Genomic DNA, 13178 nt, shown 5'->3' with positions numbered 1-13178 from the left:
GTGCGTCATCGGCGAAGGCGCTGACGATATCGCCGGTAGCACGCCGATCGCCGTATTCCGATGAGTCCATCCAGACCACTCCAATGTCAGGTGACGCACGGGTACTCGCGAGTACCCAATTGAAACGTGAGGGTACTCATGAGTACCCGTACTGGCAAGAGGCAGCGTTCAATGCGATTACGATCGCGCTGTCGAAGGCGCCCTCTGGGTACCTCGATAAAGCCACAGCGGTATGCCGGGGATGGGTCCAAACCCACCTCGCACCGGGCCGAAAACTGTTATGCGCGTGTGGGTGCGTGTATCGAGACGGTTGTGGTGTTAGAAGGGTGGGTCGTCGTCGGTGTCTGACGTCTCTGTATGTGGCTGACGCCCAACGGATCTGATGGTGGGTGCCGCCTGTTCGGCTGCTTCTCGTGCGGCGCGGTTTTGTTCGCGTTCGTGTTGTCGGCGTTGGTGTTTCGTAGTTGGTCGAGTGCGCTCGACGAGCGCAGCGAGACGCGCGTGTATCGAGACCAGGAGGGGTGTGCGTGGTCTCGATACACCCGGCTCGGCTGGCGCCTCGCCGGGCACTCGACCAGCGAATGGGGCTTCGGGTGTGCGTACTCGGTACTCGGTGTGGCCGTTGGTGTCTGCGGTCATATCGTCGAGCCAGCCGTGTTCGCCGGTCTTCAACAAGTGGTGAAACACGCAGAGTGCGTGGATGTTTGCTGCTTCGGTGCGTCCACCGGCAGTCGGGTTTTTGGTGTTGTATTCGCGGCAGTGATCTTACTGGGTGGTCCAGGCGGGGCGGTCGCAGCCGGGCATGGTGCACCCCAGGTCGCGGGCACGGATGTAGGTGTCGAAGGCAGTGCTGAACCGGTACGGATCCGACGGTAGACACGGTAGCGGGAGATTGGGTGCACCCGAATTCGATTGTGGTCGTGCTGCTTTGGGTGGCACCGCTGTTTGTCGGCAATCAGTTCGTGCGGCGATGTCGCGGACGTGGTCGCCGCTGATGATGCCGTGTCCATCGATATAACCCACACCATCGTCGCTGCCGTTGGTGAGGGTGGCGTGGTCGGTGATGACATGCAACGCGATCTGCACGTTGGCGTGGGAGAGTTCAACAGTGTCGGGTTGTCCGGTGCAGGGGAGGCCGGTGTCTGTTGGGGTGCAGTCGCATTCGAATGGCAGGCCGTTGAGTCGGGCGATGATGGCGTCGGAGCGTTGCGCACCGCGTCGGCGGGGGTCGTTGGGGCAGCACACCAAGGTGATCAACTGGTTGATGCCGGTCAACGCGACTCGTGCGTCCTCTGCGGTGGTGGTAACCCTCAGTTCGGCCATCCCATCAGCGAGGGGGTCCACACTCGCGTTGCGACTGGCTTTCGCGTCGGTGTGGCGTTGTCGGACGGCGTCGGGGTCGTGGCGGAAGATCGCCGAATCGACCAGGGCGTCTAGGCGCCGAGCTGACCAGGATCCTTTCCGGTCGAGCTGTGTGGCGAGTTCAGCATCGACCTCTCGGCGGTAACCCTGTCCATCAATCAAATCCGAACGGGTCACGATGCGGGAGAATTGCCACGGCGCGATCACACCGTCCCGCAAGCGTTCCCCGACCAACGGCAACCGATAGACCATCGCCAGGGCCTCGTTGAGTTGTCGCATCGCCGCAGCCTGCGAAATAGAGCCAGTCACCGCATACCGTGCGGCGACTTGGTTGTGTTCGGCGATGAGGCGGGCATCAGCATCGCCGGTGCCTGGGGTGAGTTGGTCGTGCATTGCTGCTAGTGCTCGGTATTGCTGCCAGAGCAGCATGGATTGTCCGGCTCGGCAGGTGGTGATCACATCAAGAAGGTCGTTCACATGCTCGACAAGCAAAGAATCCTCAACTGGTGCCGCGTCGAAGTCCACCCCGATCACTGCAGCATCAGCGGTAGCCCACGCATACCGCGACTGCGTCGACCGCAGTGGTGGTGCAGAAGAGGTAACCATCGAAAGACTCCGAAAACGGTGGGAACAGAACACGCCAACAGGCATTCAGACACCAACGCGTCTGATCAACAGTGCTTCCCACATTCGAACGGCCACCCGAGTTCACGGCCTCAATCGCTACTACATTCGATTATACACCAAATCATCTGTTAAACAACACCATCCGAATAAGGCACTTAACCAATTATGGAGTCGACATCACCGAGAAACCTTGCCACCGCGGCAGTCTCATCCGCCGAGTAGTCGCCGAGCGCAGCGGTCAAACGCGTGATCGTCGGGCCGAAAAACTCCTGCCCGACGTTCACGGCGTGTGGGGTAATCGAAACTACGACCTTGCGTCGGTCGGTGGCATGCGGATTCCGTCGAATGAAGTCCGAGCCTTCCAGTCGATCGAGGAGCGCGGTCGTCGAGGCCGAGTTCAGCCCGAGTCGCCCCGCGAGATCGCTCGGGGTGCTGACACGTCCACCGCGCTCGTCATCGAGCAGAAGGATGAGCGCTCGAATGTCGGTCGGATGTAAACCGGTGGTTTGACCGAACTCGCTAGCGGCCAGATGAAGTCTCACGACCACCGCTCGCAGCGCGTGAACGATCTTCTCTGAGTTGTCGTCAGTCATCTAACTAGCCTAACAACTATCTCGTTCTAACAAGTATCTCGATACATCGAGTAATATTACTCGTCATGACGACACCCGATCTCTTCAGACGTGCGTACGACGACATGCTCAGCCGCTGGCCGGTGCCGGTCGAATCGGTCTGTGCTCCGGTCGGTCGAGTCCGGGTCCACATGAATGTCTGCGGGCCTGTGGACGCCCCACCGGTCGCCCTATTCGCTGGGGCGGGAGCGACATCTACTGTCTGGTTCGCGAATGCGGCTCGGCTCGCACAATCGAACCGGGTGATCGCCGTCGACATCCCGGGTGATGCCGGTTTGAGCACCGTCGACGGAAAGCGGCTGAGCCCCGACGAACTTGTCGATGCCTGTGATCAGGCAATTCGGCAGGTTTCCGCGGGTCGCGCGGTAAGGATCGTCGGCCATTCCTATGGGGCACAATGTGCGCTCACTTATGCCCTACGCCATTCGGACCGCATCGCGAGCCTCGTTCTCCTTGACCCAAACGGTTGCTTCACCGGAATCAATCCGCGCTATCTGCTGCGCGCGATGCCGGGATTGATCGCGCCCTCCGCCCGACGTACCGCGCGGCTAATTAATTGGGAGACAGCGCGTGGCCAATCGCCCGACGTCAACTGGGTGCGGTTGTCGCAACTGGCCGCGCCGCTGTTTCCGGTGCGTGCGCTGACGATCCCGCGGCGGCCCAAAGCCGCGTCCATCGATGAGCTTCCGATGCCGATCTCGGTGATACTTGCCGCCGAGAGTCGGGTACACAATCCACGCCGAGTCGCCACGCTGATCAAACGACGCTTTTCGGACATCGACGTAGCCTCGATCGCAGTCGCGTCACACCATTCCGTGCCGACGTCACCGGCTGCTCCGGTCACCGACGCCATCGTCGATGCCCTGCTCCGACAGTGACCCGGCGCACCGATGGGGCGACGAGCGGGAAACACTCAGGTAGTTTCGGATACCCTGAACACCCGTGGCAGGCATTAGTACTTACGACCTGATCGTCGTTGGCTCGGGTTTCTACGGACTTACCGTCGCTGAGCGTGCGGCGACCCAACTCGACAAGCGGGTGCTGGTGCTCGACCGGCGTCATCACATCGGCGGCAATGCCTATTCCGAGGCGGAGCCGACGACCGGCATCGAAGTGCATAAGTACGGCGCACATCTGTTCCACACGTCGAATAAGCGCGTCTGGGATTACGTCAGCCAGTTCACCAAGTTCACCGACTACCGGCATCGGGTGTTCGGTCTCTACGACGGCCAGGCGTATCCACTGCCGGTGGGGTTGGGATTGATCAACCAGTTCTTCGGTCGGTCGCACACCCCCGATGAGGCCCGTGCGTTGATCGCCAAGCAGGCCACCGAGTTCGATAGCAAGGAAGCGGCCAACTTCGAGGAGAAGGCAATCAGCCTGATCGGGCGGCCCCTCTACGAAGCATTCTTCAAGGGATACACCGCCAAGCAGTGGCAGACCGACCCGAAGAACCTGCCCGCCGGCAATATCACCCGGCTTCCGGTGCGCTACAACTTCGACAACCGCTATTTCAACGACACCTACGAGGGGTTGCCGGTCGACGGCTACACCGCGTGGCTGGAGAAGATGGCCGACGACGACCGTATCGAGGTGCGGCTGGATACCGATTGGTTCGACGTGCGCGACGAACTGCGGGCGGCTAATCCCGACGCACCCGTCGTCTACACCGGTCCGCTGGACCGCTACTTCGACTATTCCGAGGGCCGATTGGGCTGGCGCACACTGGATTTCGAAACCGAAGTACTGGAAACCGGTGACTTCCAGGGCACTCCGGTGATGAACTACAACGACGCCGATGTGCCCTTCACCCGCATTCACGAGTTCCGGCATTTCCACCCGGAACGGGACAGCTACCCGGCCGACCAAACCGTCATCATGCGCGAGTTCAGCCGGTTCGCCAATGATGACGACGAACCCTATTACCCCATCAACACCCCCGATGACCGGGCGATGGTCGCGCGTTACCGCGATCGGGCGAAGGCCGAAACCGCCAGTGCCAAGGTGCTTTTCGGTGGTCGTCTGGGTACCTATCAATACCTGGACATGCATATGGCCATTGCCAGCGCGTTGACCATGTTCGACAATACGCTCGCGCCACACCTCAAAGACGGTGTGCCGCTGGCTGATTCAGCAGAGGCATAGTAGATGACGGTAAGTACCAGCACCGCCCAATCGCAGCCCGCGACGCCGAGCAAAGCGGCGTCGCTGCTGCAGCGGGTAATCTTCCCGCGACCCGGCGAGCCGCTCGACGTCCGCTCGCTCTATCTCGTTGAGTCCGAGAGCAATAGCCGCCGGGCACACTCGCCGAGCCGGACGTCGGTGCTGATCGGCGCCGAATCCGAGGTCAGTTTCGAGACCTATTTCAACGCTTTCGCGGCGGCCTACTGGCGACGGTGGAGCGTGCTGAAGTCCGTCGTCCTCAAACTCGAGGTCATCGGCACGGCGCGCGTCGACCTCTATCGCTCCAAGATCGACGGCTCCCGGATCGGCATCGGCGGAGACTTGATCCCCACCGATGAATCCGGCCGCGGCACAATCGAATTCGAACTTGACCTGGGGCCGTTCGAAGACGGTGGCTGGATCTGGTTCGACGTCACAACCGACACCGATACCGAGATCGTCGCCGCTGGTTGGTACGCCAACGCTGACGCGGCCGCAAAACTCGATCCGGATACCAAACGCGTCACCGTCGGCATACCGACCTTCAACCGGCCGACCGACGCCGTTGCCGCGCTGGCCGCACTGACCAGCGACCCGCTCGTCGACGAGGTCATCGACGCGGTCATCATGCCCGACCAGGGCACACGCAACGTCGTCGACGAGCCGGGATACACCGAAGCCGCTGCGGCACTTGGTGATCGGTTGCATATGTTCAGCCAGGGCAACCTCGGTGGCTCGGGTGGCTATGCGCGCATCATGTACGAGGCGCTACGACTCACCGACAGCCCGTACGTGCTGTACATGGACGACGACATCGCCATCGAGCCGGATTCGATCCTGCGCGCGCTCGCGATGTCGCGATTCGCTAAGTCGCCGATGCTGGTCGGCGGACAGATGCTCAACCTGCAGGACCGCAGTCATCTGCATTGCATGGGTGAAGTGATCAACCGCGGCAACTTCATGTGGACCGCGGCACCATTCGTCGAATACGACCACGATTTCGCCAAATATCCACTGCGCGACCGGGATAACTCCAAGAACCTGCATCGGCGTATCGACGTCGAGGGCAACGGTTGGTGGATGTGCATGATTCCCCGTGAGTGCGCGGAGACCATCGGCCTGCCGATGCCGCTCTTCATCAAGTGGGATGACTGGGAGTTCGCGTTACGCGCGGCCAAGGCCGGTTATCCGACCGCTACCGTGCCTGGGATCGCGATCTGGCATATGGCCTGGAGTGACAAAGACGACGCCATCGATTGGCAGGCGTATTTCCACCTGCGCAACCGGCTGGTCGTCGCATCCATCCACCACGATGGCCCGATTGGCGGCATCCTCAAGTCGATGGGTAAGGCCACCGCGAAACATCTTCTGTGCCTTGAGTATTCGACCGTCGCGATCCAGAACGAAGCGATCCGCGACTTCCTCGCCGGCCCCGACCATATTCGTTCACTGCTCCCGACGGCGCTGCCCAAAGTCGCCGCGATGCGCAAGCAGTTCCCCGACGCCGTGGTCCTGGAGTCGGCGCAGTCGTTGCCCAAGACCACCGGCGAGGCTACTGCGCTCGGCGTCAACGAGCCGGCCAACCCGATCGCCAAGGTGCGGTCACTCGCCGCCGCAGTGCTCAATAATATTCGGCCAGCCGATCCTCGGCATTATGAAGTGCCACAAGCGAATTACCCGCCGATCGAGGCGCGGTGGTACAGCCTCGGCCGGGTCGACGGCGTAACGGTGACCACCGCTGACGGGCGCGGCGTGGTGTACCGCCAGCGTGACCGTGACAAGATGATCGCGCTTGCCCGTGAGTCGGCGGCGCTCATCAAAGAACTCAAGGCACGGTTCCCGGAAATGCGCGAACAATACCGCGGCGCACACGATGATCTTACGAGCAAAGAGAGTTGGGCCCGTGTCTTCGGAATCGATTGAGATCAACGGACATGAAACCGTAACTGCCCCAACGGGGGAAGCCGCTATTTTGGTCGCGGTGCAGTCTGCGCTGGTTGACCGGCCCGGCGTTATCCCCGCAGCTCGGGGACTATCGCATTTCGGCGAACATTCGCTCGGCTGGCTCGCGATCGCGGGCGTGGGAGCAGCGCTCGCCTATCGTCGTGGTGACGCTCGCGGTGAACTCACTTGGGCGCAGGCCGGAGCCGGCGCCTTCGGCGCGCACGCCGCGTCGGTCATCATCAAACGCGTCGTGCGCCGACGTCGGCCCAACCATCCGGCGATCCGCGTCGGCGTTTCGACGCCGAGCAAGCTGAGCTTCCCGTCGTCGCATGCGACGTCGACGACCGCGGCGGCGATTCTGATCGGTCGGGCAGCTGGCCTGCCGCCCGCCGTCGTGCCGGCCGTACTCGTTCCGCCGATGCTGCTGTCGCGGCTGGTGCTGGGCGTGCACTATCCGACCGATGTGGCCGCGGGAGCCGCTATCGGTGCGGCGAGCGCGGGTGCGGTCATCGCAGGTGACAAACTGTTCGGTGACAAGATCCTTGGCAGTCGTCTCTTCAGGGGGCGCAATAGCAGTAGAAGAGCGGATGTGAGATGAGCGAGGAGCCGATCGAACACGGCAAGGTTCTGGGTCCGCCCAAGAACTTGGCGACTGGTCTGATCAAGGCGGTTCGCCCACGGCAGTGGGTGAAGAACGTCCTCGTACTGGCCGCGCCGCTGGCGGCGGGTACCGACGTACTGACCGACGGCAACATGATGTTGCGTGTCGGCATCGCCTTCGTCGCCTTCTGCCTGGTGGCATCGTCGGTCTATCTCATCAACGACGCACTCGACGTCGAGGCCGACCGCAACCATCCGACCAAGCGGTTCCGGCCGATCGCCGCCGGCGTGGTGCCACGGAATCTCGCCTTCGGCCTGGCAGTGGTTCTCGCGGCCGCCTCGATCGGCGTGGCATTCATCGCCAATTGGCAGACCGCCACAACCATCGCGGTCTATCTGGCGATCCAGCTCGGCTACTGCTTCGGTCTCAAACACCAGGCCGTTATCGACATCTGCATCGTGTCGTCCGGCTTCCTGCTGCGCGCGATCGCCGGTGGCGTGGCAGCCGAACTGGCATTGTCTAAGTGGTTCCTGCTGGTGATGGCGTTCGGATCGCTATTCATGGCCGCTGGTAAGCGGTATGCCGAATTGCAGCTCGCTGAGCGCACCGGCGCCAAGATCCGCAAATCGCTTGAGTACTACACCACTACCTACCTGCGGTTCGTCTGGACTTTGTCGGCTACCGCGGTGGTGCTTTGCTACGGCCTCTGGGCACTCGATACCGATATTCACGGTGACAACGTCTTTTACTCCATCTCAATCGTCCCGTTCACGGTGGCGATCCTGCGGTATGCCGTCGACGTCGACGGTGGCGCGGCGGGTGAACCAGAGGAGATCGCGCTTGGCGACCGGGTCCTGCAACTCCTCGCGGTGAGCTGGATAGTATGCGTTGGTGTCGCCGTCTATGCCCACCTCTGATTCCGCTGTCGAACAGGCTGAATCCACCGATAATTCCGATGAGCGAAGTGCACGCCGCGGCGTGCGAAGCTGGGGTGCACGGCAGTGGACGCCAGCGCTGAGCTGGTTTGTCGGGGCGGTCACCGTTAGCGTCTTCTTCTCTATCGGTGCGTGGCAACGCCGGTGGATCGCCGACGACGGCCTGATCGTGTTGCGCACGCTGCGCAACCTTTTCGCCGGCAACGGCCCGGTGTTCAACGCCGGTGAACGCGTCGAGGCGAATACGTCGACCGCCTGGACCTATGTGCTGTGGTTCTGGTCCTGGGTAACCGGTGGCCAGCTCGAATACGTCGCGTTGTGGGTCGCCCTGGTGTGTTCGGTGGCCGCTGTGCCGTTGGCCATGTATGGAACGGCACGTCTTTATTGGCCGTCGCTCACTGGCCGTAACACAGTCGGTTTCACACTCTTGTTGCCGCTCGGCGCCATCGTCTATATCGCCCTTCCGCCGGCGCGTGATTTCGCGACTAGCGGCCTGGAGAACGGCCTCGCCCTGTTGTGGGTGGCAACGTTGTGGGTGCTGCTGATTGGCTGGGCGCGGCGGGGGACCGCGGGCGCGGCGACCAAGTCGAGGCGCGGGGTTGCGGCCGACCTCGCGCTGGCATTCACCGCCGGTCTCGCGCCGCTGATTCGCCCCGAGTTGACCATCCTCGGCGGTTTGGCATTGTTGCTCGTTTTCGTCGTGCCGCAGTCGTGGTGGACGCGACTGGCGATCGTCGTCGTCGCGGGCACGCTGCCGGTCGGCTACCAGATTTTCCGGATGGGTTACTACGCGGTCCTGGTACCCAATCCGGCCATCGCCAAAGATGCGAGCGGTTCCAAGTGGAAACAGGGCTTTATCTACCTGTCCAATATGTTCGGACCGTACACGCTGCTCCTGCCGGTGATTCTGGCTCTGGTGGCCGCGATCTGGATCCTCGTCGGTCGTAAGCTCCGGGCCGACGTCGTCGAAGATGAACCCGCACAAGATGATTCGAGTCCGCGTGGTCGCTGGGCGGCATTCGTCACCCGACTGCGATCGCCGTCGATGGTCGTCGCGGTGGTGGTGGTGGCCGGCTTCATCGACGCCGTTTACTGGTTGCGGCAGGGCGGCGATTTTATGCACGCGCGCGTGCTACTGGTGCCGCTGTTCATCATCTTGTTGCCGGTGATCGTGGTCCCGTTGACGATCCCCGCCGAAGTTCGGTCGCGGGTGGCGCGGTGGCAACTCGGTGGAGCGGTGTTAATGGCGGGCCTGTGGATCACCACGCTGGTCTGGGCAGTCAATTCGTATCAGAACATCCTGCCCAACGCGGGTATCGATATCGGCCGCAGCGGCATCGTCGACGAACGCCGGTTCTACGTGACCAATATGGGTAATGAGAATCCGGTGACCGCCGAGGATTATCTGAACTATCCGCGGATGCGGGCGATGGTAGAGAAGATCGACGAATTCCACACCACCGGTGGTGTGATCCTGCCGTCGTCGAACTACGACGAGTGGTACGTGGCGCAGTTGCCCGGTGGCAAACTGCCCGAGGGCAGCAAACGCCAGGTCACCGTGTACTTCCTCAACCTGGGTATGACGAGTATGAACGCTCCACTCGACGTACGGGTGATCGATCAGATGGGACTGGCCTATCCGATCGCCGCACACACCGATCGTCTGGAGGACGGCCGCATCGGCCACGACAAGGTGTTGCAGTCGGAATGGGTTATCGCCGAGTCGGGTGCCTATCCACGTCGCCCGGTGCTTCCGGGTTACCTTGACGAGGATGTGGTCCGACAGGCGAAAGTGGCGCTGACCTGCCCGGATACTGAAGACCGTATCGCGTCCTATAAGGCTGAGCCGTGGACATTGCATCGGTTCAAGAGCAGCCTGAAGCAAGCGTTTGGCTTCACCAGCTACCGGATCCAGCGCAATCCGGAATACGAAATCCAGCGGTGCGGTCTGGTGATGCCGCCGCGGATCCATCAACGCTGACCGGCCAGATTGCCCGATTTGATCTCAGAACGGTAACGCCCGGTGTGGCAACTGCGATAACTAACGTGATGTATTTTAAATCGCCCGTGCCTGCGGAAACGCGTCATCCCCGTCGGGATGACCAACTGCAGGGTTTGTCAGTTCCCCAGGCTGTGCAATAGGCTCACTCCGATGTGGCCCCCGCCTCATGCATATGAGGCTGGGTTCATAAGGTCGGGTGACCAGGGTCCGAGAATGAGAGAGAGTTCAGGCGAATGCGCGAAAACGCTTCTACGCCGCCGTCGGTCGGTAAACGACGACATCGGTTGACGGCCATGTTGGTGGCCGTGCTCACCGTGGTTGGGCTGGCCAGTGTCGTGGTCGGCTCCGGACAGGCAAATGCCCGCATCGGCGCTACTCAGGTCGGTCGGCAGCAGTTCTACGTGAACGGTTGCGGCATGCCGAACGTCAAGGTTCGCGCGTGGAAGCGGCCTGGCAACTACAAGACCGTGATCATGCTCGACGGCATGCGCGCTCAGTACGACTACAGCGGCTGGGAAATCAACACCAACATCCAGGAGATGGTCCGCTCCGGCGTCAACGTCGTTGAGCCGATTGGTGGCCCGGCCAGCTTCTACACCGACTGGAACGCCCCCAGCAACTTCAATAACCAGCGCTACCGCTACCGGTGGAACTGTGTCATCACCAACACGCTCATCCGTGGCCTGGACGCCCGCGGTTTCCGGGTTGGTAATCGCAAGTACGCCATCATGGGTCTGTCCATGGGTGGTAACGCGGCGCTGGTGATCGGTGCGCAGAACCGTCGTAACTTCGACCGTGCGGCTTCGCTGTCGGGTTACAACTTCCTCTCCGCTCCCGGTATGCACACGATGATCCGTCTGGCCATGCTCGACGTCGATCCCAAGCCGTGGAACTCCGACTCCATGTGGGGCCCGCCGTGGGACGCCCGCTGGTATCAGAACGACCCGTTCCTCAACATCAACCGTATGCACGGCATGAAGATCTTCGTCGGGTCCGGTAATGGACTATTCGGCAAGTACAACGCCTTGCCGAATGTCTTCGACGACTTGTTTAAGGGTTCGACGCTGGAGTTCCTCGCCTTCACTCAGGCCAAGGCATTCGAAGCCGCCGCTGCCCTGCAGGGACTCCCGGTGATGACCTACGACGCCGTCGGCACCCACGCATGGGGCTACTGGCAGGACATGGTCTGGAACGCGAAGGCCCGCGGGTTCTTCCACTAGTACCAACTCGATAGCCGAAACGGCGCGTGAGGACTCCTCACGCGCCGTTTTCGTGTATCTGACGGCTGGACCGACGAGTCACAGTAATCACAAAAATCACAGAAATCCCATCAGTCACAGCGTGGCAACCCCAAAACTCGACGTCCGGCGTGTAGAAAACACGCGTAGGCAGTTGGGAAAGGGAGAACGTGGCGATGAGAAAAACAGGCACGCGCGGGTTCGGACGCAAGGCCGGACTGATGGTGGCCGCGGTTGGCGTCAGCGGAGTTCTGGCGGTTACCAGCCTCGGCGTCGGGTCGGCAGCCCCTGCGCCCGCACCAGCGCCAGCATCGCCGTCCGCACCCGCACCCGCGCCAGCCCCGGCGCCGTCGTCGACGACGCCTGCCGCCGCCCCTGCGCAGGACGCCAAAGTGACCAAGGTGTCGTGGCTGACTGATCGGCACGTCGCCGTGTGGGTCCACTCGCCCGCGATGAACACCGACGTCCAGGTGCAGATGCTTCTCGCCCGCGACTGGTGGGCCAAGCCGAACGCCAAGTTCCCGCAACTGACCATGCTCGATGGCCTGCGTGCGCGCGATGACCAAAATGGCTGGCTCCTGGAGACCAACGCCGAAGAGTTCTACAAGGACAAGAACGTCAACGTGATCTTGCCGGTCGGCGGCGAGTCGAGTTTCTACACGAACTGGCTGCAGCCTGACCGCGGCAAGAACTACCAGTGGGAGACCTTCCTCATCCACGAACTGCCACCGATCCTCGAAAAGGATTGGCGCTCAACCGATGTGCGCGGCGTCGAGGGATTGTCGATGGGTGGCACCGCCGCGATGACCTTGGCCGCGCGCAACCCGGGCTTCTACAAGTTCGCAGCGTCGTTCTCCGGCATTTTGCAGATGACGTCGATGGGGATGCCGCAGGCGATCCAGTTCGCGTTGCGCGACGGCGGCGGCTACGACTCGGGCAAGATGTTTGGCGCCCCGAGTAACCCAGCGTGGAAGGAACACGACCCGTATCTGTTGGTCGACAAACTGCAGGGCACGAGCCTCTACATCTCGTCGGGCAACGGAATGGTCGGTCCGCATGACAAACCGTCGGATATCCCGATGCTGGCGACCAACTACAGCGGCGTCGGACTTGAGTTGCTGTCGCGGGTGACCTCGCAGCAGTTCGCCACCAAACTCAATCAGTCCGGCGTGCCGGGACAGGCGGTCTATCGACCGTCGGGCACGCACACCTGGGCCTACTGGCAGTTCGAGATGTCCCAGGCGTGGCCGCAAGCGGCCGGCGCGCTCGGTCTGTCCGGCGATCGGCCGGCATGCCGTACCGCCGGGAAGATCAAGAAGGTGTACGACCGCAACCGTAAGTCGCTTGGCGAGTGCCTGACGCCGGAATACGCCGTGCCTGGTGGTCGTGCGCAAGACTTCCGCGGTGGCCGGATCTTCACCGGTCCCAAGGGTCCGAAAATCGTGGCCGGCGGCATCGGTGGTCTCTACGCGAGCGTGGGTGCCACCGGCGGCAAACTGGGCCTGCCGACGAGCGACGAATTGCCGACTAGGGACGGCAAAGGACGCTTCAATACCTTCCAGCGCGGCAAGATCGTCTGGACCGCACGCGATGGTGCGCGGGTAACCAAGTAGGCCAGCCTGATCGGCAGACATGCGATGCCTAAATTCTGGCTGAGGAATTCTGGTGTTATCG

The 13178-nt window shown here is 62.0% G+C and carries 10 protein-coding genes; 8 read left to right on the top strand and 2 right to left on the bottom strand.

All coding sequences use genetic code 11. The features are described from left to right. Positions 1-765: 765 nt before the first annotated feature. Both GOEFS_RS11805 and GOEFS_RS11800 read right to left on the bottom strand, forming a co-directional pair. A complete protein-coding gene (locus GOEFS_RS11805; RefSeq protein WP_170323166.1) occupies positions 766-1968 on the bottom strand; it encodes a DUF222 domain-containing protein in 1203 nt (400 codons plus the stop codon). A 176-nt stretch (positions 1969-2144) separates the two neighbouring features. Beyond that, positions 2145-2582, bottom strand: a complete 438-nt coding sequence (locus tag GOEFS_RS11800) for a MarR family winged helix-turn-helix transcriptional regulator (RefSeq protein WP_007318141.1) — start codon at positions 2580-2582, stop codon at positions 2145-2147. 65 nt (positions 2583-2647) lie between these two features. Here GOEFS_RS11800 and GOEFS_RS11795 point away from each other — a divergent pair, with 65 nt between their 5' ends. The 8 genes from GOEFS_RS11795 to GOEFS_RS11760 all read left to right on the top strand — a co-directional run bounded on the left by GOEFS_RS11795 (position 2648) and on the right by GOEFS_RS11760 (position 13117). Further along, positions 2648-3499, top strand: coding sequence for an alpha/beta fold hydrolase (locus GOEFS_RS11795; protein ID WP_007318140.1), 852 nt, complete (start codon positions 2648-2650; stop codon positions 3497-3499). Between the two features lie 64 nt (positions 3500-3563). After that, positions 3564-4766, top strand: coding sequence for a UDP-galactopyranose mutase (gene glf, locus GOEFS_RS11790; RefSeq protein WP_007318139.1), 1203 nt, complete (start codon positions 3564-3566; stop codon positions 4764-4766). 3 nt (positions 4767-4769) lie between these two features. Then, a complete protein-coding gene (locus GOEFS_RS11785; RefSeq protein ID WP_007318138.1) occupies positions 4770-6707 on the top strand; it encodes a glycosyltransferase in 1938 nt (645 codons plus the stop codon). Continuing rightward, positions 6688-7326 carry a phosphatase PAP2 family protein gene (locus GOEFS_RS11780; protein ID WP_007318137.1) on the top strand — a complete coding sequence of 213 codons (639 nt, stop codon included), beginning with the start codon at positions 6688-6690 and terminating at the stop codon, positions 7324-7326. The genes GOEFS_RS11785 and GOEFS_RS11780 overlap by 20 nt, the downstream gene beginning before the upstream one ends. Continuing rightward, on the top strand, positions 7323-8246 hold the full coding sequence (locus tag GOEFS_RS11775) for a decaprenyl-phosphate phosphoribosyltransferase (RefSeq protein ID WP_007318136.1): 924 nt from the start codon (positions 7323-7325) through the stop codon (positions 8244-8246). Before GOEFS_RS11780 ends, GOEFS_RS11775 begins: the two co-directional genes overlap by 4 nt. Next, positions 8233-10245 (top strand): arabinofuranosyltransferase AftB family protein, encoded by a 2013-nt coding sequence (locus tag GOEFS_RS11770; RefSeq protein ID WP_007318135.1) that lies wholly within the window; start codon positions 8233-8235, stop codon positions 10243-10245. The genes GOEFS_RS11775 and GOEFS_RS11770 overlap by 14 nt, the downstream gene beginning before the upstream one ends. A 254-nt stretch (positions 10246-10499) precedes the next feature. Next, positions 10500-11486 carry an alpha/beta hydrolase gene (locus GOEFS_RS11765; RefSeq protein WP_040524995.1) on the top strand — a complete coding sequence of 329 codons (987 nt, stop codon included), beginning with the start codon at positions 10500-10502 and terminating at the stop codon, positions 11484-11486. A gap of 194 nt (positions 11487-11680) precedes the next feature. After that, positions 11681-13117 (top strand): alpha/beta hydrolase-fold protein, encoded by a 1437-nt coding sequence (locus GOEFS_RS11760; protein WP_373278204.1) that lies wholly within the window; start codon positions 11681-11683, stop codon positions 13115-13117. The last annotated feature ends 61 nt before the right edge of the window (positions 13118-13178 follow it).

Origin of the sequence: Gordonia effusa NBRC 100432, from assembly GCF_000241305.1 — a bacterium.
Taxonomy (GTDB): domain Bacteria; phylum Actinomycetota; class Actinomycetes; order Mycobacteriales; family Mycobacteriaceae; genus Gordonia; species Gordonia effusa.
Note: the sequence above shows the minus strand (reverse complement) of the source record. Positions and strands in the feature narration are given on the sequence as shown.

What these genes read in the sequence shown, in the direction of transcription:
- GOEFS_RS11795 (WP_007318140.1), top strand. Translation starts at nt 2,648, where the DNA reads ATGACGACACCCGATCTCTTCAGACGTGCGTACGACGACATGCTCAGC.
- GOEFS_RS11760 (WP_373278204.1), top strand. Translation starts at nt 11,681, where the DNA reads ATGAGAAAAACAGGCACGCGCGGGTTCGGACGCAAGGCCGGACTGATG.
- GOEFS_RS11770 (WP_007318135.1), top strand. Translation starts at nt 8,233, where the DNA reads ATGCCCACCTCTGATTCCGCTGTCGAACAGGCTGAATCCACCGATAAT.
- GOEFS_RS11765 (WP_040524995.1), top strand. Translation starts at nt 10,500, where the DNA reads ATGCGCGAAAACGCTTCTACGCCGCCGTCGGTCGGTAAACGACGACAT.
- GOEFS_RS11800 (WP_007318141.1), bottom strand. Translation starts at nt 2,582, where the DNA reads ATGACTGACGACAACTCAGAGAAGATCGTTCACGCGCTGCGAGCGGTG.
- GOEFS_RS11785 (WP_007318138.1), top strand. Translation starts at nt 4,770, where the DNA reads ATGACGGTAAGTACCAGCACCGCCCAATCGCAGCCCGCGACGCCGAGC.
- GOEFS_RS11775 (WP_007318136.1), top strand. Translation starts at nt 7,323, where the DNA reads ATGAGCGAGGAGCCGATCGAACACGGCAAGGTTCTGGGTCCGCCCAAG.
- GOEFS_RS11805 (WP_170323166.1), bottom strand. Translation starts at nt 1,968, where the DNA reads ATGGTTACCTCTTCTGCACCACCACTGCGGTCGACGCAGTCGCGGTAT.